Here is a 25,101-nt window from a genome sequence, read left to right on the forward strand (position 1 = left end):
AGAACGGCGAGAACGACCACGATCAGGCCGATGAGGTAAAAAACTCCATGCATTCGAATTCTCCTTAGTTGGTCACGTTCCTGTCATCGAGGGACCAACGGCCGGTGCTGAATTTCGTTCCGCACCCACACGCCCGAAGCAATAAAAAATCTGCGACGAGCCGGTGAAAATCGGGGGGCGTACATAGGCACGCGCGAGGCGAATAATCGCTGAACACAGCATGGAACACATTCGGACGCTGCGGCGTTTGACACCGAATGCAATCACTTCCCAAAGGAGATCGATATGTCGATGAACAGCCTAAAAGACGTGTACCATGACCAACTGCAAGATATGTACAGCGCCAACAAACAGTCGCTTGATGTGGTCGTCGCACTTGGTCGCGCCGCCACGGACAAAGACCTGTCCGAAGCTCTGATCGCAGGGTCGAATGGCATCAGTGAAGGTATGGAAAAGCTTGCCGAAATCTGTAACGCCCATGACATCAAGCCAAGCGGCGAACATTGCAAAGGTATGGAAGGTCTGGTCGCAGAGGCCAAAGCGCACGTCCTGAACGAAGATTTTGGCGACGACGATGTGCGCGACGCGATGATCATCACGCAGTACCAACGTATGGTACACTATGCGCTAGCCGGTTACGGCTGCCTCGTGGCGTTCGCCAACCGTCTGGGCAAAGACGAAGACGGTGCGGTCTTGCAAGAATGTCTGGATCAAACTTATGACGGCGATCGCCGCATGACCGAGATTGCAACTGGCGGCGTGAACAAAGCTGCTGCCTAAGCCGACGTTGGCTGGCCCTGCCCGCCACCCTACGCACACAAAAGCCCCGCTAATTCAGCGGGGCTTTTTCTATGTCTAGGGGTGCCGAACAACCTGTGATGTAGCAGCGCCTAGCTGGCCTCTGCTGGGGAGTGTCATGAACTTTGTGTATCTGGTCTGGCCCATGCGGGTTTTAGATACAGTCACGCATTGAAGCGATCCTCAAACATTATGGCGAAATGATTGCGGGCCGCAAACCATTCTCGAACATTTCGGCCGCCTTTCTCAAACTTGCGGATCGCCAAGTAGATCAGCTTCGTGGCTGCGTCTTCGGTCGGGAACGATCCCCGCGTCTTAATCGATTTGCGGATTACACGGTTCAAGCTTTCAATTGCGTTGGTGGTGTAGATGATCTTTCGGATGGCGGGATCAAAAGCAAAGAACGGGATCACTTCCTGCCAAGCCCTGCGCCAGGCCGGTGCGATGGAGGCATATTTTCCGGCCCATTTTTCCTCGAAGGCATCCAACTCCAAACCAGCTTGATCGGCTGTAGGGGCGCTGTAAATCCGCCGTAGATCAGCGGCCACTTCCTTGCGATCTTTCCAGGCACAGAAGTTCAACGAGTGGCGCACGAGATGGACAATGCACGTTTGCACGGCCGTGTCCGGAAAGGCTGCAGTGATGGCGTCAGGGAAACCCTTGAGGCCGTCTACGACAGCAATCAGGATGTCTTGCAGCCCACGGTTCTTAAGCTCTGTCATCACGGAGAGCCAAAATTTGGCGCCCTCGTTGTCAGCGATCCAAAGACCGAGAACCTCGCGCACGCCATCCTTGCTGACGCCAAGGGCCACGTAGACGGCTTTGTTCTTGACCATGCGGCTATCGGCGTCACGGATTTTGACCCGTAGAGCGTCAAAAATGACGATGGGATACATCCGGTCCAGCGCCCGGGACTGCCATTCCCGAACCTCATCCAGCACCGCATCGGTCACGCGGCTGATCAAGTCTGGCGAAACTTGCAGGCCGTAGACGTCCTCAAGATGAGCACGGATATCGCGGACCGTCAGACCGGCTGCGTAGAGGCCAATGATCTTGTCATCCATCCCATCAATGCGGGTCTGACCCTTCTTCACCAGTTCAGGTTCGAAGCTACCGTCCCGGTCCCGTGGCACAGCGATAGGCAGTTCGCCGTCTTGCCCCTTCAATCTCTTGGCGGATGACCCGTTGCGACGGTTGGTCTGATCAGGCGGGGCATCCTTGCCGTCTTCATAGCCCAAATGTGACGTCAACTCAGCACCGAGCATTCGCTCCATCAGCTTGATCTTGAGCTCTTTCATTAGCCCGGCATCGCCAAGCAGATCTTCAGGCCGCTCGCAGCCCTTCAGTAGTTCGTCCAGCAGTTCCTTGGATATGGTCATCGTCCTTGCTCCTCTCAGGAAGCATGGACCAGATCGCAATTACACAGAAGATCGGACACTCTCCTCTGCTGCCGAAACTTGCGGAAAATATTCCACTCCCTGCTTTTCAGCGAGCTTGTGAATTTCAGCCACGATGCCTTCGCGTGCATCGCAGGCTGCCTCCCACGAGGTATTGGGATCGGCGCAGGGAACAAGGAACCAGACCTCCATACCCAAGACATCCTGCCCGCCGACCCGCACGCAAGCGTCATCGCGTTTACCAATATATTTATCTTCCATCTCGTCGATCACCTTGTCGAAAGCATCGCGGAGCGCATCAACATCAGCCGCGTGAGAAAGCTTAATTTTGACGATCCGCAACATTTCGGGCTCCTGCATGGTCCAGTTTTTGAATGGCGTGGAAACGAATTCAGTCACCGGCACGACCAGCCGCGTTCCGTCCCAGTCTCGTAGTTGGACATAGGTGAAATGGATCCGTTCAACATGACACAGCGCATCGTTGAACACGATCCGGTCTCCGATCTTGGCGGACCCGTTCAACGCGATTTGAAGCGATGACATGATGTTGCTCAGGATGCTGCGCGCGGCAAAGCCCAAAACCAGCGTAACAGCACCTGCGGTGCCCAACAGCGTTAGCCCAAGGTTCTGGAACACATTGGTTTGCGACAAGAATATACCGCCGCCAACCAGGACCACCGCCACAACGAACACACGACGCGCGGCTGAAATACGGGTCGCCGTGGTGCGCTTGTGCACCTCCTCCTTGAGGGTCAGGTCGGTTTCTTCGACCTTCGTCAGATGATCCAAGATCACCTCGACGCAGTTGACCACAAACCACAGCCCCGCACCAATCAGACCCAGCCACGCCGTCGGCACCAATATCGTTGTCAACTCTGCCGAAAACGAGAATATCTTGGCCTCGAGCACCATCACAAACAGTGTCGAGACAACAACGCAGGCGGGCCCGCGCACCGAGTTTAGCATCTGCTGCGCCAATCGCGACGGTATGCGTTGTGCGACCCAGCTGGTCAGAAGCCAGACCAGACGCGCCACATAGATTGCCAGCACGATCAGAACTGGCAGACCAATCAGTTCCCACACGGCAAGGTCGACAACAGTGTTTTGTGTCAGCACGTCCGGCAGCATCGTTTCAAGTCGACCGGGACCGTAGCGCTCGTAAAGACGCGGGATATTTTGCACGGTGTGACGCGAGAAAACCCAGACCGGCTCCCCGTCCTCCGCCTTGATCCGGTTCAGACGGATCGAGGCAGGGTAGTCCTCCATATCCAGCGTCCACAACAGCAAGGACTTGCGCGGCGTCCCCGCCATCGCCCGATCAGACGTCGCCGTCGCGTCCAGCGCATCAGGCCGGTCCAGCAGTTTATCCCAATCAATCACGGTCTTTCGGCTGATCACAGTTTCAAGCTGACGGATCAACGAGGTGCCGACCTGCTGTTGGCGGTCTTCCCGTATATCCGACAGATCAAGCAGATGCGCCGCACCGACCCAATCATCACGCCGGACCGCCCGCACCAGGCTCTCCATCGTGGCGCGCGGAGTTTCCCGATCGATCTCCGACGGCACAGCGGGCAAGCCGACATTCAGCGCCTCGACGCAATACCAATGCGCGCTATCGCAAGCCTCTTCCTTATCTTGCGCCCAAAGCGGCGTTGCAAAAATCAACAGCGCGCCCAACAGCCCCGCGATATATCTCAGATTGATCAAAACACTCTCCATTCCGGCGTCGCGCACCCGCGTGACAAGTCGTCATTGAGACTGAGCTAGCGCACCCGGGCCAATCTACCAACCTTTGTTCCTATATCTTGGACCTACGAGATCGTACCGCGGTACCAAGCCACAACACGCGCCGTCGCGCCGGTCATACGAAGGGTGGAAGTTATAGTTGGCTCGGGATTTGCGGTGGGGGGGGGGATTGGCGGAGGAGGTGGGATTCGAACCCACGGTACGCTCTCACGCACGCCGGTTTTCAAGACCGGTGCATTCGACCACTCTGCCACTCCTCCGCAGCACGCACCGCATAGAGGGATGCCATTGATTCTGCAAACCTCGAAATTGACGGATATGTCGTTAAGCCGTCAGCGCCATTGGACTGCGTAGATAGGCGCATGTGGGGCGGGTTGCGATGTAGGTGGGGAAATTTGCCGACGCGGGGCTGTGAGCCTTTCCAAAGCCCCTGCACCCGCGTTAGTGTAGCGCAAAGACCCCGGCAATGGGGCATCAAACATGCCGTATTGACGGCGCGATCAGGCGGCGGCGGATAACGGCGCGCCAGCAGGCAAGGACGACGGACATGAACAGCCCCAGGCTTCACCCCTTTTCAGGCATCCGGCCGCTTCGCTGCACGGTGGGGGTCTTGCTGATGATGACAACCTTGGCGGGCTGTGATGCGGTCGACAATCTGACCGGCGGTCAGAAAGGCGCGTCTGCGGCATCCTCTAGCTCTACGAAACTGGTGGAACGTGATGTCGAAGCGCCCGAAGTTTTTTCGGTCAGCGATCAGGGTCTTTGGGACGGTCGCCCCAGTCTGGGCGGCGTCTGGGTGGCACATCCCGACGTGACCGACCCCGAACGTGTGATCATCCGCAACGAAACCAATGGAAAGTTCGTGATTGGGGCGCTGTTCCGCCGTGAACGCGACCTGCCCGGCCCCAAGCTGCAAATGTCATCGGATGCGGCCGCCGCCCTTGGTATCCTTGCTGGGGCACCAGCACCTCTGAACGTGACCGCCCTACGCCGGCAAGAAGCCGACACCCCTGCCCCCGACGCGGCCCCCGAAGGGACGATTGAAACCCCCTCCGAGGTGACCGAGACCACACTGGACCCCGTCGCCGTTACCGCAGGCACCGCGATCGAAGCCGCCCCGGCAGCGGCGAAGCCCGCCGCGCCCGTCGCGCCCAAACCCGCTGCGACTAAGCCTACATCATCGCTGGCGAAACCCTTTGTCCAGATCGGTATCTTTAGCGTTGAGGCAAATGCCGAACGCGCCGCCAACCAGATGCGCAGCGCGGGCATGTTGCCCACCGTCAAACGCAGCGAGATCAACGGCAAGGCGTTCTGGCGTGTCGTCGTCGGCCCGGCCGGTTCGAAATCCGAGATGAACACTTTGCTGAAATCCATCAAGACCGAAGGGTTCTCTGACGCCTACGCCGTGTCGAGCTGACCCACCGCCAAAGGAAACTGCCATGATCCGTATTTTTGCAGCCACGATTGCGACCCTTCTGTTGGCCCTACCCGTGCAGGCGTTCGAAACACAGGCCCGCGCGGCCTATGTGGTCGACCAGACCACCGGCACTGTGCTGCTAACCAAAAACGCGGATGAACCGCTGCCGCCGGCCTCTATGTCTAAGCTAATGACGCTTTATATGGCGTTCGAAGCGATTGAACGCGGCAAAAGCAATGGCGGGCTGGATCTGACCGAAGAGCTGCCCGTCTCGCAGCACGCCATGTCCTATGGCGGGTCGACCATGTTTCTCGACACCACCGACCGCGTCAAGGTCGAAGACCTGCTGCGCGGGATCATCGTGCTGTCGGGCAATGACGCTTGTGCAGTCATCGCCGAGGCGCTCAGCCCAGATGGGTCAGAGGCCGGTTTTGCCCGCTTGATGACGCAACGAGCGCAGCAGATGGGCATGACCAATTCAACCTTCGCAAATTCCAACGGTTGGCCCGCCGCCGGTCACCGCATGTCGCTGCGCGATTTGGGGCTGCTGGCCACCCGTCTGATCGAGGATTACCCGCAGTATTACCCCATGTTCTCGCAGCAAGAATTTCTGTTTGACGGGCGCGCGCCACAAAACAAGACCAACCGCAACCCGCTGCTGGGGCTTGGCATCGGCGCGGACGGGTTGAAAACCGGCCATACGTCAGAAGCAGGTTATGGGCTTGTCGGCTCTGCCAAACAGGGGGACCGCCGCATTGTGTTTGTGCTCTCCGGTCTCGACAGCGCCGAGGCACGTGCGCAAGAATCTGAATCGATCGTAAACTGGGCCTTTCGCCAGTTTTCGCAACGCTCGATGGGCAAGGCCGGCACGATGATTGCCGAAGCCCCTGTTGCCCTTGGCGCACAAGGTGTTGTGGGTCTTGAACTGGAAAACGATCTGTCAGTGCTTGTGCCTGTTTCGGGCGGCAGTGATGTCTCGGCCGAGGTGGTTTATACCGGCCCCCTCCGTGCGCCCATCACCAAAGGCCAGACCGTCGGCGAGCTTGTCCTGACACGTGGCGACCTGCCCGAAGTGCGCGCCCCGCTGGTGGCCAAAGACAGCGTCGCGGCGGGTGGTTTTATGGTCAAGCTTGAAGCAGCCGCGCGCCACCTGCTGACCCGATTGAACGAAGGACCAGAGGCAGCTTCGTGAGCGATACCCCAAAGGGCCTGTTCATCAGCTTCGAAGGCATCGACGGCTCGGGCAAATCAACCCAGACTAAACTGCTGAAGGACCGGCTAGAGGCTGACGGACATCAGGTCGTGCTGACCCGTGAACCCGGAGGATCCCCCGGGGCCGAAGAAATCCGTGCGCTGGTGCTGCAAGGCGACCCCGACCGCTGGTCTGCACAGACCGAAATTCTGCTGTTCACCGCCGCCCGTCGTGATCATCTTGAACGTACGATCCAACCCGCGCTTAAAGCAGGCAAGATCGTTATCTGCGACCGCTTTGCCGATTCCACCCGCATGTATCAGGGCCTCAGCCGTGGTGATCTGCGCGGTGCGGTCGACCAGCTGCACAGCCTGATGATCGGCGTCGAACCTGATGTAACTGTGCTGATCGATATGGACCCTGGCGAAGGGCTCAGCCGTGCCCTATCCCGCAACACGGTCGAGGAACGGTTCGAGGATTTTGGCGAAAGCCTGCAGGTCGCCATGCGCGCAGGGTTCCTGTCTTTGGCCACTGAATTCCCCGATCGTTTCGTGACCATCAATGGCGCGCAATCGATTGATCAGGTGGCTGCGGATATCTTTGCGCAGGTGCGCCCGCGTCTTGATCCGCGCTAACCCCTTTTCCTGCCGCTGCAATCTGCTAGACCACGTGACATGAGTGATGACGCCCCCCAGCCTGACCGTATCGACGGTGCGCGCCACCCGCGCGATACGCCGCAGCTGTTCGGCCAATCGGCGGCAGAAGCGGCGTTTCTCGATGCGTTCAACTCTGGCAAACTGCACCACGGCTGGCTTCTGACCGGCCCGCGCGGCGTCGGCAAGGCCACATTGGCGTGGCGCATTGCGCGATTTTTGCTAGCGACCCCTGATGCGGATGATGGCGGCATGTTCGACACCCCCGCCCCCACCAGCCTCGATATCGATCCCGACCACCCTGTAGCGCGTCGTGTGGCCGCAGGGGGCGAAGGGGCTCTTAAGGTAATAACACGGTCGTTGGACGAGAAAACCAAGCGTCTGCGCAAGCAGATCGTGGTGGATGACATTCGCAAGCTGAACGGGTTCTTCCAGATGTCCGCCGCCGATGGTGGGCGCCGTGTCGTGATCGTCGATGACGCCGACCTGATGAACCCCAACGCCGCCAACGCTCTGCTCAAGATGCTCGAAGAGCCGCCCGCCCGCGCGATCATGCTGCTGATCAGCCACCGCCCTTCAGGGTTGCTGCCCACCATCCGCTCGCGCTGTCGGACCCTGCGGCTTGGTACGCTGACGCCGGACGACATGGCACTGGCGCTCGGCCAGTCAGAGGTGGACATTCAGGGCGATCCCGCAGCGCTCGCGGCGCTTTCTGGCGGGTCAGTGGGCGGCGCGCTGTCCCTGTCGCTGATGGGCGGGCTGGCGATGTATGGCGAACTGGTCGCCCTGCTCGATACGATGCCCCGTCTGGACCGCGCCCGCGCGCTCAAACTGGCAGAGGCCGCCGCCGCCCGCGGGGCCGAAGAGAAACTGTCGCTGCTGTTCACGCTTGTTGATCTGCTGATGCTGCGACTGGCGCGCACCGGTGCCCTTGGCCACCCGCCTGAAACCGCCGCCGCCCCGAACGAGGCCGCGGTGCTGGCCCGACTGTCGCCCACACCGGCCCAAGGACGGGTCTGGGCAGAGACCGCCCACGACATCGGCACCCGTGCGCGTCACGGGATGGCGGTCAACCTTGACCCTGCCGCACTGGTCCTAGATACCCTGTTCAAGATGGGCGACGCCGCACCCCGCTAGCCCACACAAGACGAACAGGCAGGACACTAGGCATGACAGACAGTACTCTCGACATTCACCCGATCACCGACAGTCATTGCCACCTGGATTTTCCCGATTTCGACGGCGAACTGCCCGATGTGATTGCCCGCGCCCAAGCCGCAGGCGTCACGCGCATGGTCACCATCTGCACCAAGCTCAAGAACGAACCCGCCGTGCGGGCCATCGCCGAGGCTCACGCTCCGGTCTTTTATGCCGCTGGCACCCACCCGATGAGCGTCGCGACCGAGCCCATGGCCAGCTATGACGATCTGATGGCCCTGACCAAACACCCCAAGATGGTGGGCATTGGCGAAACGGGGCTGGATTACCACTACACCGCAGACAGCGCCGAAGCGCAGCAAACCAGCCTGCGCACCCATATCGCCGCGTCCCGTGACAGCGGCCTGCCCCTGATCATCCACGCCCGCGACGCCGATGACGATATGGCCCGCATCCTCAGAGAGGAGCACGCCAACGGTGCCTACCCCTGCGTGATGCACTGCTTCTCTTCGACACAAGCGCTTGGCCGTGCGGCGCTGGATCTGGGGTTCTACCTGTCGATGTCGGGCATTACCGCTTTCCCCAAATCCCAAGACCTGCGCGACATCTTTGCCGAGGCACCGCTGGACCGGATATTGGTGGAAACCGACAGCCCTTATCTGGCCCCGCCCCCGCATCGCGGTAGACGGAATGAACCTGCCTTTACCGCGCACACGGCACGGCGTGGTGCCGAAACCTTTGGCATCGATTATGCCAGCTTTGCCGCGCAGACGCAGGCGAATTTTGACCGGCTGTTTACCAAGGTTGCACAGTATCAGGACGCCGCCTGATGGCGCAGATGAAGATCACCATTCTGGGCTGCGGCTCGTCTGGCGGGGTGCCGCGCCTTGGCGGGCACTGGGGTGCCTGCGATCCGGCCAACCCCAAGAACGCAAGACGCAGATGCTCCATCCTTGTCGAGCGTATCACGGACGCAGGCACAACATCGGTGCTGATCGACACCTCCCCCGATATGCGCAGCCAGCTGCTGGACGCGGGCGTCGGACGGCTGGACGCAGTGCTTTATACCCATTCCCACGCCGATCATGTGCACGGGCTGGATGACCTGCGGATGATCGTGATCAACATGCGCCAACGTCTGCCGGTCTGGGCCGACACGCCCACGCGCGAGGCGCTGCTGGACCGTTTTGGCTACGTCTTTATCCAGCCCTCCGGATCGTCCTACCCGCCAATTCTTGAAATGAACCACATCGACGGCGACGTGACGATTGATGGCCCCGGCGGGCCGCTGACCTTTACGCCCTTCCTCGTGAACCATGGCGGGATGGATGCGCTTGGCTTCCGCGTCAACGATGTGGCTTACCTGCCCGATGTGGCGCAGATCCCCGACGACATCTGGCCCCACCTGCGGGACCTGCGCTGCTGGATCGTCGACGCGCTGCGCCGCGCCCCGCACCCGACCCACAGCCACCTTGCCCAGACCCTTGACTGGATCACACAGATGGCCCCGCAAACGGCTGTGCTGACCAATATGCACAACGATCTCGACTATGACACGCTGGCCGCGGAAACTCCCGATCATATCGAACCTGCCTTTGACGGCATGACCCTGAGCTTCCCCGTCTAAACAGCGCCCTGCCTGCCTAGACTTCATTTTGCCCACTAAACTCCACGGGGGGCGTGGGGGTGTGAAACCCCCACTGCAACAGCGCCTCCCGCACCCAAGGCCATATTTCACGTGCAAACCCTTCTCGAAGTCATCCTCCCCGTCTTCCTTGTCATCGGCTTTGGCTATGTTTCTGTCTGGCGGGGGTATTTTCCGGTCTCGGGCATCGACGGTGTCATGCGGTTCGCGCAAAGCTTTGCGATCCCCTGCTTGCTATTCCAGTCCATTGCGCATCTGGATCTGTCGGCCTCTTTCGACCCACGACTGCTGTTCAGCTTTTACACCGGTGCGGCGGTCTGCTTTACGCTGGGGCTGCTTGGTGCGCGGTTCTTGTTCAAACGAGACTGGGAAGACTGCGTCGCCATCGGGTTTTGCAGCCTCTTTTCCAACTCCGTCTTGCTCGGCCTGCCCATCACCGAACGCGCCTATGGCCCCGACGCCCTGATCGGGAACTTCGCGATCATCGCCATCCACTCGCCTTTCTGCTACGGGCTGGGGATCACGGTGATGGAGTTTGTCCGGAACCGCGGCCAATCCGGCCCCGCTTTAGCGCGCAATGTGGCGCGGGCGATGTTCCACAATCCGCTGGTCTTGGGCATTATCGCGGGCTTTGCCGTGAACCTGAGCGGGCTGGCGATTCCCGGCGTGATCGATGACGCGCTGTCATTGATCGTACGCGCCGCCCTGCCCGCGGCGCTTTTTGCACTCGGCGGCGTGCTGATCCAATACCGCCCCGAAGGCGACACCAAGACCATCGCGATGGTCTGTATCTTGTCCCTAATGGTGCACCCCGCGATTGTCTGGATGATGGGCAGCAGCTTTGGCCTGCCCCAAGACCTGTTCCGCTCGGGCGTGTTGACGGCGGCGATGGCACCGGGGTTCAACGCCTATATCTTCGCCAATATGTATGGCCGTGCGCGCCGTGTGGCCGCAAGCTCGGTGTTGGTGGCGACAATGGGATCGGTGCTGACGGCATGGCTGTGGCTGAGCGTGCTGCCATGATGCCGGTGCTCTATTCCTTTCGCCGGTGCCCTTACGCGATGCGTGCGCGTCTGGCCTTGCGGTCGGGGGGCCAACAGGTGCAGCTGCGCGAAGTTGTTCTGCGCGACAAACCGGCTGCCTTTCTGGCGACCTCGCCCAGTGGAACGGTGCCCTGCCTTGCGCTTGAGACGGGCAAGGTCATCGACGAAAGCCTCGACATCATGATCTGGGCGCTGCGCCGACACGATCCCGAAGGGCTGCTGGATATGCCTGACGCGGGATGGGACTGGATCAGCCGTTGCGATGGGCCGTTTAAACAGGCGCTAGACCGCACCAAATACGCCACCCGCTATCCTGACGCCGATCCTGTGGCAGAGCGCGCTAAGGCGGCGACCCACTTGGCGGCACTGGACGGGCAAATCGGAACCCATATTTTTGACGCCCCCAGCATTGCCGACATGGCGATTGCCCCCTTCGTGCGCCAGTTCGCTTTCATCGATAAACAATGGTTCGACGCGCAGCCCTGGCCACAGCTTCAGGCTTGGCTAGAGCGGTTTCTGACGTCCGACAGTTTTGCCGCCGTGATAAACAAATACCCGCAATGGGCAGAGGGCGACGCGCCCACGGTTTTTCCCGCCTAAAACGGCAACCGTTACACCCTGCCCCGATATACGCTGCATTGCAGCACAAGTTACCCTACGTCACGAACGCCGCGCTACGTCCTGACACCCGTCAGGCAGGTTGCCACAGCGGCTTGCACACTCCTAACCTTGGATCGTGATCCCACCGGATCACAACAACCGGGAGGAGATATAATGAGACATTTTAGATCAGGCTTGGTCGCCGGGGCGCTGGCCCTTGGCACCGCCGTTGCCACGCTAACACCTGCATGGGCCCAAGAGTTGCCACGCGGCGACGCGACTGCCTTGGGCTTCGACCCTGACCGCCTGGCGCGGATGGACGCGACGTTTGGCGCACTTGTCGACAAGGGGATGACGCCGGGAGCCGTGCTGATGTTGATCCGCGACGGTCAGATTGCGCATGTATCGACAATGGGCAAACGCACCCCCGACGGGGAGCCGATGACCGAAGACACGCTGTTCCGCATCTATTCCATGACCAAACCCATCACATCCGTCGCTGCAATGATGCTGGTCGAAGAAGGCAAACTGCTGCTGAACGCCCCCGTTTCCACCTACCTGCCTGCCTATAAAACACTGACGGTCGCCACTGGCGAGAAAGACGCCGAAGGCAAGCCTGTGACCCGCCCCGCCAAAGGCGTGATGACCGTGCAAGACCTGATGCGCCATACCTCGGGGCTTACCTATGGCTTCTTCGGGGCCGGTCCAGCACGCGAGGCCTATAACGCAGCAGAGGTCGGATCGCAGGACAACACTGCGATAGAACAGGCCAACCTACTGGCGTCACTACCGCTAGAGCATGACCCCGGCACCACATGGGAATATTCCCGCGCCACAGATGTTTTGGGCGCGGTGGTAGAGGTCGCGTCGGGCCAAACGCTCGAAGCGTTCATGAAGGCGCGTATTTTTGATCCGTTGGGGATGGACGACACCGCGTTCTATATCGACGACGCGGCAGATTTCCCCCGCATCGCCGAACCCTTCGCCGATCAAGCCAAACTGGGCAGCCGCGATGTATTTGATCCGCGCGTGCGCAAACCAAACCAGTCGGGTGGCGGCGGGCTGATGTCGACCGTGCATGACTATGCCAAATTCGCGCAGATGATGCTGAACGGCGGCGAGTTGAACGGCACCCGTTTGCTGTCGCCCAAGACCGTGCAGCTGATGACCTCGAACCACCTTGAAGGCATCAAACCCGGGAAATATTACCTGCCCGGCCCCGGGTACGGCTTTGGTCTGGGATACGGTGTGCGGCTTGAAACCGGCAATGCGCCGTCGTCAGGCTCTGCTGGGGAATACAACTGGGGCGGTGCCGCAGGCACGGGCTATCATGCGGACCCCGCTGAAGATATGATTGCCCTGTTGATGATCCAGTCGCCGGCCAATCGCGGGCCGCTGCGCCTGATCTTCAAGAACCTCGCCTATAGCACCTTGGCCGAAAGCCGCATCGACGACTGACCCCCTTGGGTCACGCGCGCCTTGCCGCTGAACCGGCGCAAAAGGCCCCCAATGTGGGGGCCTTTTGTCGTTTGGGACGACAGATCACTGGCTTGGCGCGAAAAATACCACTAGAATTTCATACCGGCCATTGTCACCGTGATGGCGCGCGTTAGGTCATCGCATTGATTATAAAGGGTTCACATTGTGGCAACAGAAACACTCGGCGCGCTAAATCCTGTAACTGCTATCGCATTGGTGGGCGCGATCGGGGTGGGGTCACAATGGATCGCATGGCGGCTGCGCATGCCGGCGATTGTGCTGATGCTGGTGGCGGGGATCCTGATCGGGCCGGTTCTGGGCATCTTTGATCCCGCACGGGATATCGGCCCGCTGATGGGGCCGATGATCTCTATCGCCGTGGCGATTATCCTGTTCGAGGGCGGGCTGTCGCTGAACTTTCACACGCTGCAGGACGCGGTCGGCGGTGTCCGGCGGCTGGTCTATATCGGCGCGCCCCTTGGCTGGCTGATGTCGGCGCTGTCGCTGCATTATGTGGCGGGGCTCAGCTGGTCCAGTTCTGCCGTCTTTGGCGGGATCATGATCGTGACCGGCCCCACGGTGATCGCGCCGCTGTTGCGCACCGCGCGGCTGTCACGCCGCCCCGCGACCTTGCTCCAGTGGGAAGCCATCCTGAACGACCCCATCGGTGCCCTTGCCGCCGTGCTGGCGTTCGAGGTGGTGATCGCGCTGAACACGGCCACCACTGCATCCGAGGCGATGCTTGAGCTGCTGATCGGTGCCGCCGTGGCCACAGCTGCCGGTGTCGCTGCTGGCATTGGTCTGTCGCGGGCCTTCAAACGCGGCTGGGTTCCGGAATACATGAAAGTGCCGGTGTTGTTTGCCCTGCTCTTGGGGGTCTTTGCGGCATCTGATTCGGTGCTTCACGAAAGCGGGCTGCTGGCGGTGACCATTATGGGGATCGTGATCGCGAACTCCAAACTGCCCAGCTACGAAGAAATGCGCCGCTTCAAGGAACACGCGACTGTGCTGCTGGTATCGGGCGTGTTCATCCTGTTGGCCGCAGGTCTAGACGTTGAGGCCCTAAGCAACCTTGATTGGCGTGCCGCGGTCTTTGTGGCCGTGGTGGTGCTGGTGGCACGGCCTGCGACGGTATTCATCTCGCTTATCGGGTCGGGCATTCCGTTCCGTGAGAAACTGCTGGTCGCCCTGACCGGTCCACGCGGCGTGGTGCTGGTGGCCGTGGCGGGTCTGTTTGGCGAACGCCTGCTGAGCCTCGGGTTCGAAGACGCCGCCCTGATCGCACCGCTGGCCTTTGCACTTGTTGCAGTGACGGTGGTCGTGAACGGTTTCACCCTCGCCCCCTTTGCGCGGCTGCTGGGTCTTACGGGGGCGGATACGCCCGGTGTGGTCATCATCGGCGGGTCCGACTGGACCACGCAACTGGCCGAAGTGTTGAAGAAAGTGGACATTCCCGTCCTGATGACCGACCCCAACTTCATCCGCCTGCGCAAGGCCCGCGCAGCAGGGATCGACACGTTTTCAGGCGATATCCTATCCGAGGCGGCAGAGCAGCGGGTCGAGCTTGTGAGCTATGCGACCCTGATCGCAGCCACAGAAAACGACGCTTATAACACCTTGGTCACCACCGACCTTGCCCCGGAATTCGGCCGCGAGAACGTATTTCAAGTGATGCGCGAAAAATCCGAAAGCAGCCGCCACCAATTGCCCCGTACCCTTGGCGGGCGTCCTTTAGGGCTTGATGCGACCCATACCGAACTGCGCCAACTGGTGGCCGAAGGATGGCAGTTCCGCAGCACGCGCCTCTCAGAGGAATTCACGCTGGAGGACTGGCGCAATGAAAGCCCTGACGCGCGCTTGCTGGCGCAGATCACCACCGGCGGCGAGATCAAGTTCATGCGCAAGAACGAGGAATTCAAAGGCGGTGCAGGCATCCAAGTCATTGCTCTGCGCCCGCCAGAGGCGTGATCGGCTGCGTCTCCCCCACCCATTTCCACCACCACGGGTATTTGGGCTTTGTATATACCTCAATTGCACCATTTTTTCGCCACACCGTTCAGGCAGTTGCTTCAGTCATGTAGGTAACCAACTGAAAAGGCACATCTATGTTAGTAAGTTCACTTTTCTCTGGCTCTAGCCAGCAGTCTCAGCCCAAACCGGCCGAGAAGCCAAAAGACACGGCCGAAACCAACGAAGCCGAAACACAAAGCAATCAGGAGGCCGCGCAAGAAACGCAGCCTTCTGCTGAAGCTGCTCCGGCGCAGTCGTCACAGCCCGCGCCCCCTGCGCAGAAAGCGCAAGCCCCCGCGGCCGAAGCACCGGCATCCGCCACCGCTACGCCAGATGCGAAAGATACCGGTATGAGCGAGGCGCAAGCCCGCGCCGCCGCAGAAGCCCGCATCGAAGCCACGCAGGCACGCAGTCTGATCGACCAGATCGCACCAGTCAGCAGCTCGCCCCAACAGGCTAATAAATCCTACCTGTCGGCATTGCTGAAATCGAACGCCCCAACCGAGGCAGCATCGGCGAAATCTATCGCTGACCCCGTCGCCGATAAAGCCGTCAAACCGCTAGAAGCAGCAGCATAACCCACGCAAATCCCGTCGCGCCCGAGATTTTTGGGCGCGACGCATTGGTTTTGACACACAACTCAGGCCAAGGCCGCCACGCGGCACAAAGCGACATATCTCATTGGTATAAATATTGGAAAAGTGGTGCGGGTGAAGGGACTCGAACCCCCACGCCATAGGCGCCAGAACCTAAATCTGGTGCGTCTACCAATTCCGCCACACCCGCATTGCGCGTTCAGTATCAAAGATATCTGCCAGTGGCGAGAGGGAAAAACACCCGCGGCGCAAGGTTTTTGTCCTGCACAGTGAGGGCTGTGAGGCGCTAGAGGTTGAGCGCCGCAAAGACATGCGGAATTTCTTCGATCAGATCTTCGGCGATCAGCCCCGGACCAAAGCGCCGCGCGGCTTCTACATGCAGCCACGTTGCATATTGCGCGGCTTTGATCGGGGCAAACCCACGGGCGAGCAGACCGGTGATCATCCCTGAAAGCACGTCTCCCGCGCCGGCTGTGGCCAACCACGGGGCAGCGCGGTCTGCCGTGCTGTCATGGGTGGCAACACGTCCGTCCGGATGTGCGATGACGGTCATGGCCCCTTTGTACAACACCACGGCCCCCGCCGTTTGCGCTGCTGTCAAACACTGTTGGACCTTGGTGGCATCGTCTTCCGATAGCCCTTTGAACAGACGTTTAAACTCGCCGGCATGGGGTGTCAGCACACAGTGCGGGCCCAAACGTTTGCGTAGCGCGGGGTCCTGCGCGATCAGGGTCAGCGCATCGGCATCCAGCACGCAGGGCTTGCCGCTATCCAGCACCGCTTCGACCAGCGCCGCCTGCGCCGGCTTCAGCCCCAGCCCCGGCCCGATACAGATCGCGCCGATGCGCTTGTCCGACGCAAGCTCTGTTAGCGCCTCGGGGCCGGCGACACGGGACAGCATCAACGCGGTGATGTGCATCGCCACTTCCATCTGCGCCGCCGGAGGGACAGCCAAGGTAACCAGCCCCGCCCCGATCCGCAAAGCCGCGCGCCCCGTAAGGCGTGCCGCCCCGGTGCGTCCGGCACCTCCCGTCATGACAACGGCATGCCCGTGATCGAACTTATGCCCCTGCCCTTTGGCCAACAGATCAAAATTCAGCGTCTCGTAGGTGATGGCAATCGGCTGCATGGGGTCCCTTTCCAGTCGGTCGTCGCGGTAGAGATAGACCATCTGCGCGCGCGATATCCAAGCCCGACCGCGGCCCATTTTTTAAACTGACTTATTTTTAAGCGCACCGCATATAAAACGAGCAATGCGCACAAATTTTCGCCTCTTTCGGTGGACTCCGCCCCGCGTCTGGTAGACCGTCGGCTCGCACGGTGAGATGACACCGATGTAGAACGAAAATCACCCGTCTGGCAGGGAGGCCTCAGATGAAAAAGATCGAAGCTGTAATCAAGCCGTTCAAGCTTGATGAAGTCAAGGAGGCGCTCCAAGAGGTTGGCGTTCAGGGCCTTAGCGTTATCGAAGTCAAAGGCTTCGGTCGTCAAAAAGGCCATACTGAATTGTACCGTGGCGCTGAATATGTCGTCGATTTTCTGCCCAAAGTGAAAATCGAAATCGTTTTGGACGACGATCAGGTCGACGGTGCCATCGAGGCCATCGTCAACGCGGCGAAAACCGAAAAGATCGGCGACGGCAAGATTTTCGTCAGCCCCATCGAACAGACAATCCGCATCCGTACCGGTGAAACCGGATCAGACGCGCTTTAATCGAATTTCTGAGATTCAAGAAAAGGATATCATCCAATGAGCACCAAGGACTTCCTGAAGAAGATCAAAGACGAAGACATCGAATACGTTGATGTCCGCTTTACCGACACACGCGGTACGCTGCAGCACGTGACAATTGTTTCCGATCTGGTCGACGAAGACTTTATCGAAGAAGGCTTTATGTTTGACGGCTCTTCGATCGCAGGCTGGAAAAGCATCGAAGCATCCGACATGAAGCTGATGCTGGACACAGACACGGCCTATGTAGATCCGTTCTATGCTGAAAAAACCATCTGCGTGCACTGCTCAATCGTAGAGCCTGACACCAATGAACCATACGAGCGCGACCCCCGTGGTACCGCGCAAAAAGCCGAGGCCTATCTGAAATCCTCCGGCATTGGTGATGTGGCCTATATGGGTCCGGAAGCTGAATTCTTCCTGTTCGACAACGTCAAATTCTCGAACACGATCAACAAGGTATCCTATGAAGTTGACGCATCCGACGCGTCCTGGAATTCCGACACCGACTACGAGATGGGCAACATGGGCCACCGCCCTGGCCTCAAGGGCGGCTACTTCCCCGTGAACCCCATTGACGAAGCACAGGACCTGCGCGCCGAAATGCTGTCGACAATGAAACGTCTGGGTATGAAGGTCGACAAACACCACCACGAAGTGGCGTCCTGCCAGCACGAACTGGGCCTGATCTTTGGCACGCTGACCACGCAAGCTGACGAGATGCAGAAATACAAATACGTGGTGCACAATGTCGCCCACGCCTACGGTAAATCCGCAACCTTCATGCCCAAGCCGATCTATGGCGACAACGGCTCTGGCATGCACGTGAACATGTCGATCTGGAAAGATGGCAAGCCTTTGTTCGCAGGCGACAAATACGCAGACCTCAGCCAAGAAGCGCTGTATTTTATCGGCGGCATCCTGTCCCACTCCAAGTCGCTGAACGCCTTCACCAACCCGACGACGAACAGCTACAAGCGTTTGATCCCCGGTTTCGAAGCCCCCGTTCTGCGCGCCTATTCCGCACGCAACCGTTCGGGCTGTGTTCGTATCCCATGGACAGAATCCCCCAAAGCAAAACGCGTAGAGGCCCGCTTCCCCGATCCGGCAGCCAACCCCTACCTGTGCTTTGCAGCCCTGCTGATGGCCGGCCTTGACGGGATCAAGAACAAGATCGATCCGGGCGAAGCCATGGACAAAAACCTCTATGATCTGCCCGCCGAAGAACTGGCCGATATCCCAACCGTTTCCAGCTCCCTGCGCGAAGCGCTGGACGAACTGCAAGCGGATATGGACTACCTACTGGCCGGTGACGTCTTCACCAAAGACCAGGTTCAGGGCTATATCGACCTGAAGATGGCAGAAGTTCTCAAGTACGACCAAACACCACACCCGGTTGAATTTGGCATGTACTACAGCTGCTAATCCCATCGCCCACCCGCAGGGGTGGACCATATTACCAGCCAAGGGCGTCCCAGTGGGGCGCCCTTTCGCTTTCAAAGCTGCTTCTTATTTGAAGTTCGCCGCACCTGAGCTAGAGTCAGCCGAAGTCAAATTTAGCCAGAGGTACTTTTATGCGCCCCACCCAACGACTTGCCACTGCTCTTATGCTGTCCATGGGCTTCGCCGCCCCCGTTGCTGCGGCCCAATGTGGCAACAACGCAGGGGGCTTTGACGCCTGGAAGCCCGCCTTTGCCAAAGAGGCCGCAGCCGCAGGGGTTGGCCAACGCGGCCTCGATGCGCTGGCCAATGCGCGCTATGCCAGCAGCACCATCGCCGCCGACCGCAACCAGAAATCCTTTAACTACTCGCTCGATAAATTCATGCAGGTGCGCGGTGCCGATACAATCGTCGCCCAAGGCCGCAAACGCAAATCCCGTGACGCAGGCTTCTACCAGTCTCTCGAAGCCCGCTATGGCGTGCCTGCCGGGGTGATCATCGCGATCCACGGCATGGAAACGGCCTTTGGCGGATTTATGGGCGATACGTCAGTTGTCTCGGCCATCACAACGCTGACCTATGACTGCCGCCGCTCAGACTTTTTCGCCCCTCACGCCATCGGTGCTCTTAAACTGGTCGATACCGGCGCGATCAGCGGCAGCACCAAAGGGGCGAAACACGGAGAGCTCGGACACACCCAATTCCTGCCAGGAAATGCGCTGCGCTACGGCGTGGACGGCAACGGTGATGGTCGTGTCGATTTCTACAACCAGACCGATGCGCTGGCCTCCACGGCGAACTTCCTGCGCCAAAAAGGCTGGCAAACGGGTGCTGGCTACCAAGAAGGCCAGACCAACTTTAATGTAATCAAGCAATGGAATGCGGCTGGCGTCTATCAAAAGGCCATCGCCATCATGGCCGCCCGCATCGACGGTTAATCCGCCCGATCCCATACTGACACACTCATGCGCGCGCCTCTAATCAAGGCGCGCGTTTTACTTCCAAATGGCAGAAAATCCTCGCCGAAGGCATCCCGCCCTCTCAGCCCATCCGCCGGCAGATGCGGCCCACATCCCCTCGCTGGCCACATCGCCCGTTGTCAGGCAACTGTGTCCCCGTCACGCACCACATAGGTGTGGATGGTAAAGACGACCGCGTCGCTTTCGGGAAGACGTAGGATGCACTGCCGCTCTGATCGGGTAAAGGGCATGTCACTGCCCGTCTCGCGACGGCGGGGCTGGTGAAGGTCCGCATCAGCATAGCGCAGCTTGTTGAAACGCCACAAAGGCCGCCCTGCCCGCACCCCGTTAAACAGACGTTGAACGCGCCGCGCAATATCAGCGTTGTATTCCGCGACCGGGCTGTGAATAGCGGTCAACGGCTGCTCTATCTTATCTGCCAACCGCCAATTCGCCGGAAAGCACAGCGCGGCTGCATTGAGCACATGTTCATCGCCACGCTTTTGCAGAATACACAGATCTTCTTGTACCAGATGCGCCAGCGTCCAGAGCGGTTGCGACCGGTCCAGCATAACCTTGCGCCCATCGGGGCAGACCACGGCCTTTGTGTCGATCCCAAAGCCGAAACGCGGCAGCAGTGCGAGCGCGTGTTCCAACAGCTCGGACACCGCAGGCTTTGCTGTCTCGCTTTGATAGAAAACCGCCTCGGGTCGCTCTGCCAGCAGCGCCTCGCGATATGCCATCTGCGGGGCATAGGCTTCGTCCATCAGCAGCCAGTCATCCGCCCCGCATGGCCCCGTGCCCGGCAGCCCCGGCGTGCCTGTTTGCTGTTCGGGCAATCTGGTTTGCAGTATCACGGGCATGGGCTCTCCCTGTCAGATAGATGGATCATGTTTGGTCAGTGGGCAATAAGAGGCAGGATCAAAGCGCGGCGCGCCCCAGACGCGCTGCGCGGATAGTCACCCGTGCCTTCGGCGAGGATTTAGGGCCATTTGGAAGCGGGCGTCAGTTCCCGAGCGCGTCTTGCAGCGCGGGCAGGAAGCGTTGTTCATAATCGCTCCCCACCAGAGGGCCCGCATAGCGGAACAGGACCGTGCCATCACCTGCAATGATAAAGGTCTCTGGCGGGGCAGTGACGCCCCAGTTGATCGCGGTGCGGCCCTGCGGATCAAACGCAACGCCCTCGAACGGGCTGCCATCGTCGGTCAGGTAACCGGACGCGGCACCAACAAGGTCCTTGAAATTGACCCCGATGATCGACAGCCCTTGGGCTTGCATATCCAACAATTGAGGGTGCTCTGCGCGGCACGGCGGGCACCAGCTGGCCCAGAAGTTCACCAGCGTCACTTCACCATTGGTCAGCACGTCCGGCGCGGCGGCAGGAAACCCTTCGAGCGGTTTTTCCGGCAGCGCGGGGGCCATTTGCCCGACCAGAGTAGAGGGCAGCCCCTCGGGATCGGCGCGGAACATCCCAAAGGCGGCAAGTGCCACAAAGCCTGCAAACACCAGCGGTGGCGCGATCATCAGCGGAGAGATTTTACCCATGTTTACGTCCCTCTACTTCGGCCAGTGTCGCGCGGGCCTTGCGCCCCTTGCGCAGGCTAAGCACCACGAGCCCTGCCAGCAGCAGCAGTGATACGCCATAGGCCGCAAGGACTTCGGCGGCGTATTTTCCAAGGTCTGGCATCATGCGCCTCTTTCACTGCGGGCCAGCAGCGCGCGGGCGCGGCGCAGGCGGATTTCGGTTCCTGTCCGGTACAGCACCAGTGCCAGGAACAGCAGGCCAAAGCCGATCATGCTGATCAGCAAGGGGTAGAAAAACACATCCGACACGGTACGCCCGCCGGTCGCCAGCGGGACAGAGGTGCCTTGATGCAGCCCCTGGTTCCAGAACTTGACCGCATAGCGCGACAGCACCGCAAAGACCGATCCCACCAGACAGAGCACCGCCGTCAGGTCCGCCGCGGTGTCGGGGTCTTCGACGGCCTCCCACAGGGCGATATAGCCAAGGTAGAAGAGGAACAGGATCAGAAAGGACGTCAGCCGTGGATCCCATGCCCACCAAGTGCCCCACATGGGCTGCCCCCAGATCGCACCGGTGATCAGCGCAATCACGGTCATGATAACGCCCACGGGTGCTGCGGCTTTGGCCGCGAGCGCGCTGACGTGATGCCGGCGGATCAGCCAGATCAGCGATGCGACCAGCATCATGAACCACGCATTAATAGCCATCAGCGCGGCGGGCACATGCAGATAGATAATCTTGACCGTTGATCCCTGCCGGTAGTCATCGGGGGTGGCGAAGAACCCCCAAAGCAGGCCAACCGCTAGACATAAGCCAGCGCCGCCCCAGACAAAGGGTTGCACACGGGCCGAGAGGCCCAAAAATTTCACCGGATTGGCGTATTCCCATAAAGACATGGCGGGGTTCTATCGCTCCGTTAATTGGCACTCAATGGTCAAAAGCGCACACTCACCTTAAGGTCATCCGCAAAACTGCGGCAGAGGCAAACGGCATCAGCGCGATGGTGCCAAAGGTAATACCTGCCAGCAGGATCAGCGGGGTTGTGGCATCCAGCCCCATAGCGCCACGACGCGCGGTCTCTGCGCCGAAAATAAGCGTCGGGACATACAGCGGCAGCACCAGCAGCGACATCAGCAGGCCCCCGCGTTTGATTCCCACCGTCAGCGCTGCGCCGAAAGCCCCGATTACCGAAAGTGCGGGCGTGCCCAGACCCAAAGATGCCACCAGCCACAGATAGCCCGACGGCGCGAGGTTTAGCATCACCCCCAGCAGCGGGGCGGCCAGCACCAGCGGCAACCCCGTGGTCAGCCAATGGGACAGCGCCTTGACACTCAACGCCGCCTCAAGCGGCAGCGGAGCCGTGGCCAGAAGATCCAGTGTGCCGTCCTCGAAATCCAGCGCAAGCAGCCGGTCGAGCGAGAGCAGGCAGGCCAAAAGCGCCCCCAGCCAGAGCACGCCGGGCGCGATGGTTGCCAGCAGGTCCGATTGCGGCCCAACCGAGAATGGGACCAGCACGGTCACGATCAGGAAGAACGCCAACCCCAAGCCAAAGCCCCCGCCCGCCCGAAAGGCGAGCATCAGGTCACGGCGCAGCAGGGCGATCATAGGAAAGCCTCGTCACTGGCAGCGCTGCGCTGGGATAGCTTGGCGCGAAAGGGCGTGATGTCAAAGGTTTGCGCGTCTAGACCAAGATTAATATGGGTCGCGATCAGCGCCATCCCCCCGCCCGCCAGATGCGCCGTCACGGCAGCGGCGAATAGCTCAACGGCAGCGACATCCAGCGACACCGTCGGTTCGTCCAGCACCCAGACGGGCCGCCCCGTCACCATCAGTCGTGCCAAACCCAGACGGCGTTTTTGCCCCGCCGAAAGCGTACCTGCCAGCCGATTTTGCAGCGGTTCGAGGTCATAGGCGATCAGGGCTGGCGCAATATCCGTTTGACCAAAAACCTGCGCCCAGAATTCAAGGTTTTCGCGCACGCGAAGCATCGCCTTTAACCCGTCCGCATGGCCCGCATAGGCGATGGTTTCTTCGGCACCGTCGATGCGGCCGGACAAGGGCGGTTGCAGCCCCGCGATGCAGCGCAGAAGCGTTGTCTTGCCTGCACCGTTTGGCCCGCGCAGGATCAGGGCCGTTCCCGGCGCAACCGCAAAAGTAACCCCGTCCAGCACAGGCACGCCACCGCGCGCAACAGCAAGGTCGGTGACACGCAAGGTCATGTCAGACAGGGATCAGGGCCAAGGCGATGCGACGGCCTTCGCTCAGCAAGACGTTATAGGTGCGCGCCGCTGCGGGGGACGACATTACGTCGACGCCGATACCTGCGTCTTCCAATACGCTGCGCAGGTCGGCGGGGATATGGCTGATCTCGGTGCCCGTACCAATGAACAGGATATCGATCTTGCCCGCCAACGCCAGCAGCGGCGCATGATCATCAAAACCGGCCCAAGGTGACACGCCGGAGTCCCCTGCGATCACCGGCCCCTTATACACCTCGCCCCCGATACGAAAGAAGCCGGGGCCATAGCCTTCGACGGGTTTGGCATCCGAATACACGACCTCGTTCAAACGCATGATGTTCTCCTTTGGGCAGCGGCTGCGCCACCATAGCCGATCAAGCGCGCAGAATACAGGTTAACTGGCGGCGGAACGGGGCGGTCGCGCAAGCGCATGACGTCGCGGCGGATGATGGCGCGGGCTGCGCTACCAGCGCGGGGAACACCCCCGCTGGCAGCTAGACGCTTTACGCGTCGATGTTGGCGTATTGACCCGTATTGTTGCCGTCCTTCTTGGACCAGTCGCGCTTGACGCCCAAGAACAACACGACGTTCTTGGCGACGTAGACCGAAGAATATGTCCCCACGACAACGCCCCATGTGATCGCGAAGACAAAGCCGCGGATCACATCGCCGCCCAGAACCAGCAGCGCGATGAGTGCGAGCAAGGTGGTGCCCGATGTCATCAAGGTCCGGCTTAGGGTTTCGTTAACGCTGAGGTTCATGATCTCGCGCAGGTCACGTTTCTTGTACTTGCGCAGGTTTTCACGCAGCCGGTCAAAGATCACCACTGTATCGTTGATCGAATACCCGATGATGGTCAGGATCGCCGCAATCACCGGCAGGTCAAAGCGGATTTGCAAGATCGAGAACACGCCGATGGTCAACACAACATCGTGGAACAGTGCCGCCACAGCGCCGACCGAAAACTGCCATTCGAACCTTAGCCAGATGTAGATCAGGATCGCGCCAAGCGACGCGGCAACCGCCAGAAACGCCGTCTGGATCAGTTCGCCCGATACTTTGGGGCCAACGGATTCAACCGAAGTGAAGACGATGTTCGGGGCAACAGTCTGCAACGCCTGCTCGACGTTCTGGATCATCTCGGGGGATGCGGCCTCTTCGCCCTCTTGCGCTTGGATGCGCACCATGGCGACATGTTTGGTGCTGTCGCTCGCGGGGTCGAACACTTCGGAGATGGACACATCGCCAAGCTCAAGCGGTGCCAGCGCCTCGCGGTAGGCCGCGACGTCCACGGCTGCGTCGCTTTGCGTGCGCAGGGTCGTACCGCCACGGAAGTCGATGCCGTAGTTCAGACCCATGGTGAACCACACAGCCAAGGCCAGCAGCACCGCCACACAGGACGCACCAAAGGTCAATTTGGCATGTTTGAAAAAGTCGATATTCGTATCGTCGGGGATCAGTCTCAGACGCAT

The 25,101-nt window shown here is 60.1% G+C and carries 26 protein-coding genes and 2 tRNA genes; 15 read left to right on the forward strand and 13 right to left on the reverse strand.

The genetic code is table 11. The features are described 5' to 3' along the window. Positions 1-285 precede the first annotated feature (285 nt). Positions 286-780 (forward strand): ferritin-like domain-containing protein, encoded by a 495-nt coding sequence (locus GLP52_RS06185; RefSeq protein ID WP_093733955.1) that lies wholly within the window; start codon positions 286-288, stop codon positions 778-780. 182 nt (positions 781-962) lie between these two features. Here the strand turns inward: GLP52_RS06185 and GLP52_RS06190 are convergent, their stop codons facing one another. From GLP52_RS06190 to GLP52_RS06200, 3 genes are all read right to left on the reverse strand, one after another. Then, a complete protein-coding gene (locus GLP52_RS06190) occupies positions 963-2,177 on the reverse strand; it encodes an IS256 family transposase (protein ID WP_237271842.1) in 1,215 nt (404 codons plus the stop codon). 39 nt (positions 2,178-2,216) lie between these two features. Then, positions 2,217-3,902, reverse strand: coding sequence for a mechanosensitive ion channel family protein (locus GLP52_RS06195; protein WP_237271843.1), 1,686 nt, complete (start codon positions 3,900-3,902; stop codon positions 2,217-2,219). A 209-nt stretch (positions 3,903-4,111) separates the two neighbouring features. After that, a tRNA-Ser gene (locus GLP52_RS06200) sits at positions 4,112-4,201 on the reverse strand. A 356-nt stretch (positions 4,202-4,557) separates the two neighbouring features. On the opposite strand from GLP52_RS06200, the gene GLP52_RS06205 reads away from it, so the two are divergent. The 11 genes from GLP52_RS06205 (at position 4,558) to GLP52_RS06255 (ending at position 15,716) form a co-directional block, all read left to right on the forward strand. Then, positions 4,558-5,358 carry an SPOR domain-containing protein gene (locus GLP52_RS06205; RefSeq protein WP_237271844.1) on the forward strand — a complete coding sequence of 267 codons (801 nt, stop codon included), beginning with the start codon at positions 4,558-4,560 and terminating at the stop codon, positions 5,356-5,358. A gap of 22 nt (positions 5,359-5,380) precedes the next feature. Beyond that, complete coding sequence (locus tag GLP52_RS06210; protein WP_093733756.1) at positions 5,381-6,550, forward strand: D-alanyl-D-alanine carboxypeptidase family protein; 1,170 nt, start codon at positions 5,381-5,383, stop codon at positions 6,548-6,550. After that, complete coding sequence (gene tmk / locus GLP52_RS06215) at positions 6,547-7,185, forward strand: dTMP kinase (RefSeq protein WP_093733755.1); 639 nt, start codon at positions 6,547-6,549, stop codon at positions 7,183-7,185. Before GLP52_RS06210 ends, tmk begins: the two co-directional genes overlap by 4 nt. 39 nt (positions 7,186-7,224) lie before the next feature. Next, positions 7,225-8,340: a DNA polymerase III subunit delta' gene (locus tag GLP52_RS06220; RefSeq protein ID WP_093733754.1), complete on the forward strand. Its 1,116-nt coding sequence runs from the start codon at positions 7,225-7,227 to the stop codon at positions 8,338-8,340. Between the two features lie 32 nt (positions 8,341-8,372). After that, positions 8,373-9,191, forward strand: coding sequence for a TatD family hydrolase (locus GLP52_RS06225; RefSeq protein WP_237271845.1), 819 nt, complete (start codon positions 8,373-8,375; stop codon positions 9,189-9,191). Next, positions 9,191-9,988, forward strand: coding sequence for an MBL fold metallo-hydrolase (locus GLP52_RS06230; protein ID WP_237271846.1), 798 nt, complete (start codon positions 9,191-9,193; stop codon positions 9,986-9,988). Before GLP52_RS06225 ends, GLP52_RS06230 begins: the two co-directional genes overlap by 1 nt. Positions 9,989-10,099: 111 nt before the next feature. Continuing rightward, positions 10,100-11,029 (forward strand): AEC family transporter, encoded by a 930-nt coding sequence (locus GLP52_RS06235; RefSeq protein ID WP_237271847.1) that lies wholly within the window; start codon positions 10,100-10,102, stop codon positions 11,027-11,029. Continuing rightward, entirely contained in the window at positions 11,026-11,649 is a 624-nt protein-coding gene (locus GLP52_RS06240) for a glutathione S-transferase (RefSeq protein ID WP_237272659.1), read from the forward strand. Before GLP52_RS06235 ends, GLP52_RS06240 begins: the two co-directional genes overlap by 4 nt. Before the next feature lie 174 nt (positions 11,650-11,823). Continuing rightward, a complete protein-coding gene (locus GLP52_RS06245; RefSeq protein ID WP_237271848.1) occupies positions 11,824-13,107 on the forward strand; it encodes a serine hydrolase domain-containing protein in 1,284 nt (427 codons plus the stop codon). Positions 13,108-13,293: 186 nt separating this feature from the next. Next, positions 13,294-15,096, forward strand: a complete 1,803-nt coding sequence (locus GLP52_RS06250; protein ID WP_237271849.1) for a cation:proton antiporter — start codon at positions 13,294-13,296, stop codon at positions 15,094-15,096. A gap of 137 nt (positions 15,097-15,233) precedes the next feature. Beyond that, positions 15,234-15,716, forward strand: a complete 483-nt coding sequence (locus GLP52_RS06255; RefSeq protein ID WP_237271850.1) for a hypothetical protein — start codon at positions 15,234-15,236, stop codon at positions 15,714-15,716. A gap of 124 nt (positions 15,717-15,840) precedes the next feature. On the opposite strand, the gene GLP52_RS06260 is transcribed toward GLP52_RS06255, so the two are convergent. Beyond that, a tRNA-Leu gene (locus GLP52_RS06260) sits at positions 15,841-15,924 on the reverse strand. Positions 15,925-16,020: 96 nt separating this feature from the next. Beyond that, positions 16,021-16,905, reverse strand: coding sequence for an NAD(P)H-hydrate dehydratase (locus GLP52_RS06265; RefSeq protein ID WP_237273451.1), 885 nt, complete (start codon positions 16,903-16,905; stop codon positions 16,021-16,023). Between the two features lie 203 nt (positions 16,906-17,108). On the opposite strand from GLP52_RS06265, the gene GLP52_RS06270 reads away from it, so the two are divergent. The 3 genes from GLP52_RS06270 to GLP52_RS06280 all read left to right on the forward strand — a co-directional run bounded on the left by GLP52_RS06270 (position 17,109) and on the right by GLP52_RS06280 (position 19,843). Further along, positions 17,109-17,447: a P-II family nitrogen regulator gene (locus GLP52_RS06270; protein ID WP_093733747.1), complete on the forward strand. Its 339-nt coding sequence runs from the start codon at positions 17,109-17,111 to the stop codon at positions 17,445-17,447. A gap of 36 nt (positions 17,448-17,483) precedes the next feature. Then, positions 17,484-18,890: a type I glutamate--ammonia ligase gene (gene glnA / locus GLP52_RS06275; protein WP_093733746.1), complete on the forward strand. Its 1,407-nt coding sequence runs from the start codon at positions 17,484-17,486 to the stop codon at positions 18,888-18,890. 149 nt (positions 18,891-19,039) lie between these two features. Then, the gene (locus GLP52_RS06280) at positions 19,040-19,843 is read left to right on the forward strand and encodes a lytic murein transglycosylase (RefSeq protein ID WP_093733745.1); all 804 of its coding nucleotides are present in this window, start codon (positions 19,040-19,042) and stop codon (positions 19,841-19,843) included. Between the two features lie 161 nt (positions 19,844-20,004). Here GLP52_RS06280 and GLP52_RS06285 read toward each other — a convergent pair whose 3' ends face one another. The 8 genes from GLP52_RS06285 to secF all read right to left on the reverse strand — a co-directional run bounded on the left by GLP52_RS06285 (position 20,005) and on the right by secF (position 25,101). Next, positions 20,005-20,727: a heme-dependent oxidative N-demethylase family protein gene (locus GLP52_RS06285; protein WP_237271852.1), complete on the reverse strand. Its 723-nt coding sequence runs from the start codon at positions 20,725-20,727 to the stop codon at positions 20,005-20,007. A 142-nt stretch (positions 20,728-20,869) separates the two neighbouring features. Next, positions 20,870-21,409: a DsbE family thiol:disulfide interchange protein gene (locus tag GLP52_RS06290; RefSeq protein ID WP_093733743.1), complete on the reverse strand. Its 540-nt coding sequence runs from the start codon at positions 21,407-21,409 to the stop codon at positions 20,870-20,872. After that, entirely contained in the window at positions 21,402-21,551 is a 150-nt protein-coding gene (gene ccmD, locus GLP52_RS06295; protein WP_093733742.1) for a heme exporter protein CcmD, read from the reverse strand. The genes GLP52_RS06290 and ccmD overlap by 8 nt, the downstream gene beginning before the upstream one ends. Next, positions 21,551-22,285 (reverse strand): heme ABC transporter permease, encoded by a 735-nt coding sequence (locus GLP52_RS06300; RefSeq protein ID WP_237271854.1) that lies wholly within the window; start codon positions 22,283-22,285, stop codon positions 21,551-21,553. Before GLP52_RS06300 ends, ccmD begins: the two co-directional genes overlap by 1 nt. 52 nt (positions 22,286-22,337) lie before the next feature. Next, a complete protein-coding gene (ccmB, locus tag GLP52_RS06305) occupies positions 22,338-22,994 on the reverse strand; it encodes a heme exporter protein CcmB (RefSeq protein WP_237271855.1) in 657 nt (218 codons plus the stop codon). Then, positions 22,991-23,608 carry a heme ABC exporter ATP-binding protein CcmA gene (gene ccmA / locus GLP52_RS06310; protein WP_237271856.1) on the reverse strand — a complete coding sequence of 206 codons (618 nt, stop codon included), beginning with the start codon at positions 23,606-23,608 and terminating at the stop codon, positions 22,991-22,993. Before ccmA ends, ccmB begins: the two co-directional genes overlap by 4 nt. A gap of 1 nt (position 23,609) precedes the next feature. Next, positions 23,610-23,963, reverse strand: a complete 354-nt coding sequence (locus GLP52_RS06315; RefSeq protein WP_093733738.1) for an Mth938-like domain-containing protein — start codon at positions 23,961-23,963, stop codon at positions 23,610-23,612. 169 nt (positions 23,964-24,132) lie between these two features. Then, positions 24,133-25,101, reverse strand: coding sequence for a protein translocase subunit SecF (secF, locus tag GLP52_RS06320; RefSeq protein WP_093733737.1), 969 nt, complete (start codon positions 25,099-25,101; stop codon positions 24,133-24,135).

It is taken from the genome of Sulfitobacter sp. M22, assembly GCF_021736025.1.
Taxonomy (GTDB): Bacteria; Pseudomonadota; Alphaproteobacteria; order Rhodobacterales; family Rhodobacteraceae; genus Sulfitobacter; species Sulfitobacter litoralis.

Coding starts and splice junctions, on each gene's coding strand:
- GLP52_RS06185 (WP_093733955.1), top strand. CDS start 286: ATGTCGATGAACAGCCTAAAAGACGTGTACCATGACCAACTGCAAGAT.
- GLP52_RS06190 (WP_237271842.1), bottom strand. CDS start 2,177: ATGACCATATCCAAGGAACTGCTGGACGAACTACTGAAGGGCTGCGAG.
- GLP52_RS06205 (WP_237271844.1), top strand. CDS start 4,558: ATGATGACAACCTTGGCGGGCTGTGATGCGGTCGACAATCTGACCGGC.
- GLP52_RS06210 (WP_093733756.1), top strand. CDS start 5,381: ATGATCCGTATTTTTGCAGCCACGATTGCGACCCTTCTGTTGGCCCTA.
- GLP52_RS06220 (WP_093733754.1), top strand. CDS start 7,225: ATGAGTGATGACGCCCCCCAGCCTGACCGTATCGACGGTGCGCGCCAC.
- GLP52_RS06225 (WP_237271845.1), top strand. CDS start 8,373: ATGACAGACAGTACTCTCGACATTCACCCGATCACCGACAGTCATTGC.
- GLP52_RS06230 (WP_237271846.1), top strand. CDS start 9,191: ATGGCGCAGATGAAGATCACCATTCTGGGCTGCGGCTCGTCTGGCGGG.
- GLP52_RS06240 (WP_237272659.1), top strand. CDS start 11,026: ATGATGCCGGTGCTCTATTCCTTTCGCCGGTGCCCTTACGCGATGCGT.
- GLP52_RS06245 (WP_237271848.1), top strand. CDS start 11,824: ATGAGACATTTTAGATCAGGCTTGGTCGCCGGGGCGCTGGCCCTTGGC.
- GLP52_RS06255 (WP_237271850.1), top strand. CDS start 15,234: ATGTTAGTAAGTTCACTTTTCTCTGGCTCTAGCCAGCAGTCTCAGCCC.
- GLP52_RS06265 (WP_237273451.1), bottom strand. CDS start 16,905: ATGGTCTATCTCTACCGCGACGACCGACTGGAAAGGGACCCCATGCAG.
- GLP52_RS06270 (WP_093733747.1), top strand. CDS start 17,109: ATGAAAAAGATCGAAGCTGTAATCAAGCCGTTCAAGCTTGATGAAGTC.
- glnA (WP_093733746.1), top strand. CDS start 17,484: ATGAGCACCAAGGACTTCCTGAAGAAGATCAAAGACGAAGACATCGAA.
- GLP52_RS06280 (WP_093733745.1), top strand. CDS start 19,040: ATGCGCCCCACCCAACGACTTGCCACTGCTCTTATGCTGTCCATGGGC.
- GLP52_RS06285 (WP_237271852.1), bottom strand. CDS start 20,727: ATGCCCGTGATACTGCAAACCAGATTGCCCGAACAGCAAACAGGCACG.
- GLP52_RS06290 (WP_093733743.1), bottom strand. CDS start 21,409: ATGGGTAAAATCTCTCCGCTGATGATCGCGCCACCGCTGGTGTTTGCA.
- ccmD (WP_093733742.1), bottom strand. CDS start 21,551: ATGCCAGACCTTGGAAAATACGCCGCCGAAGTCCTTGCGGCCTATGGC.
- GLP52_RS06300 (WP_237271854.1), bottom strand. CDS start 22,285: ATGTCTTTATGGGAATACGCCAATCCGGTGAAATTTTTGGGCCTCTCG.
- ccmB (WP_237271855.1), bottom strand. CDS start 22,994: ATGATCGCCCTGCTGCGCCGTGACCTGATGCTCGCCTTTCGGGCGGGC.
- ccmA (WP_237271856.1), bottom strand. CDS start 23,608: ATGACCTTGCGTGTCACCGACCTTGCTGTTGCGCGCGGTGGCGTGCCT.
- GLP52_RS06315 (WP_093733738.1), bottom strand. CDS start 23,963: ATGCGTTTGAACGAGGTCGTGTATTCGGATGCCAAACCCGTCGAAGGC.
- secF (WP_093733737.1), bottom strand. CDS start 25,101: ATGCGTCTGAGACTGATCCCCGACGATACGAATATCGACTTTTTCAAA.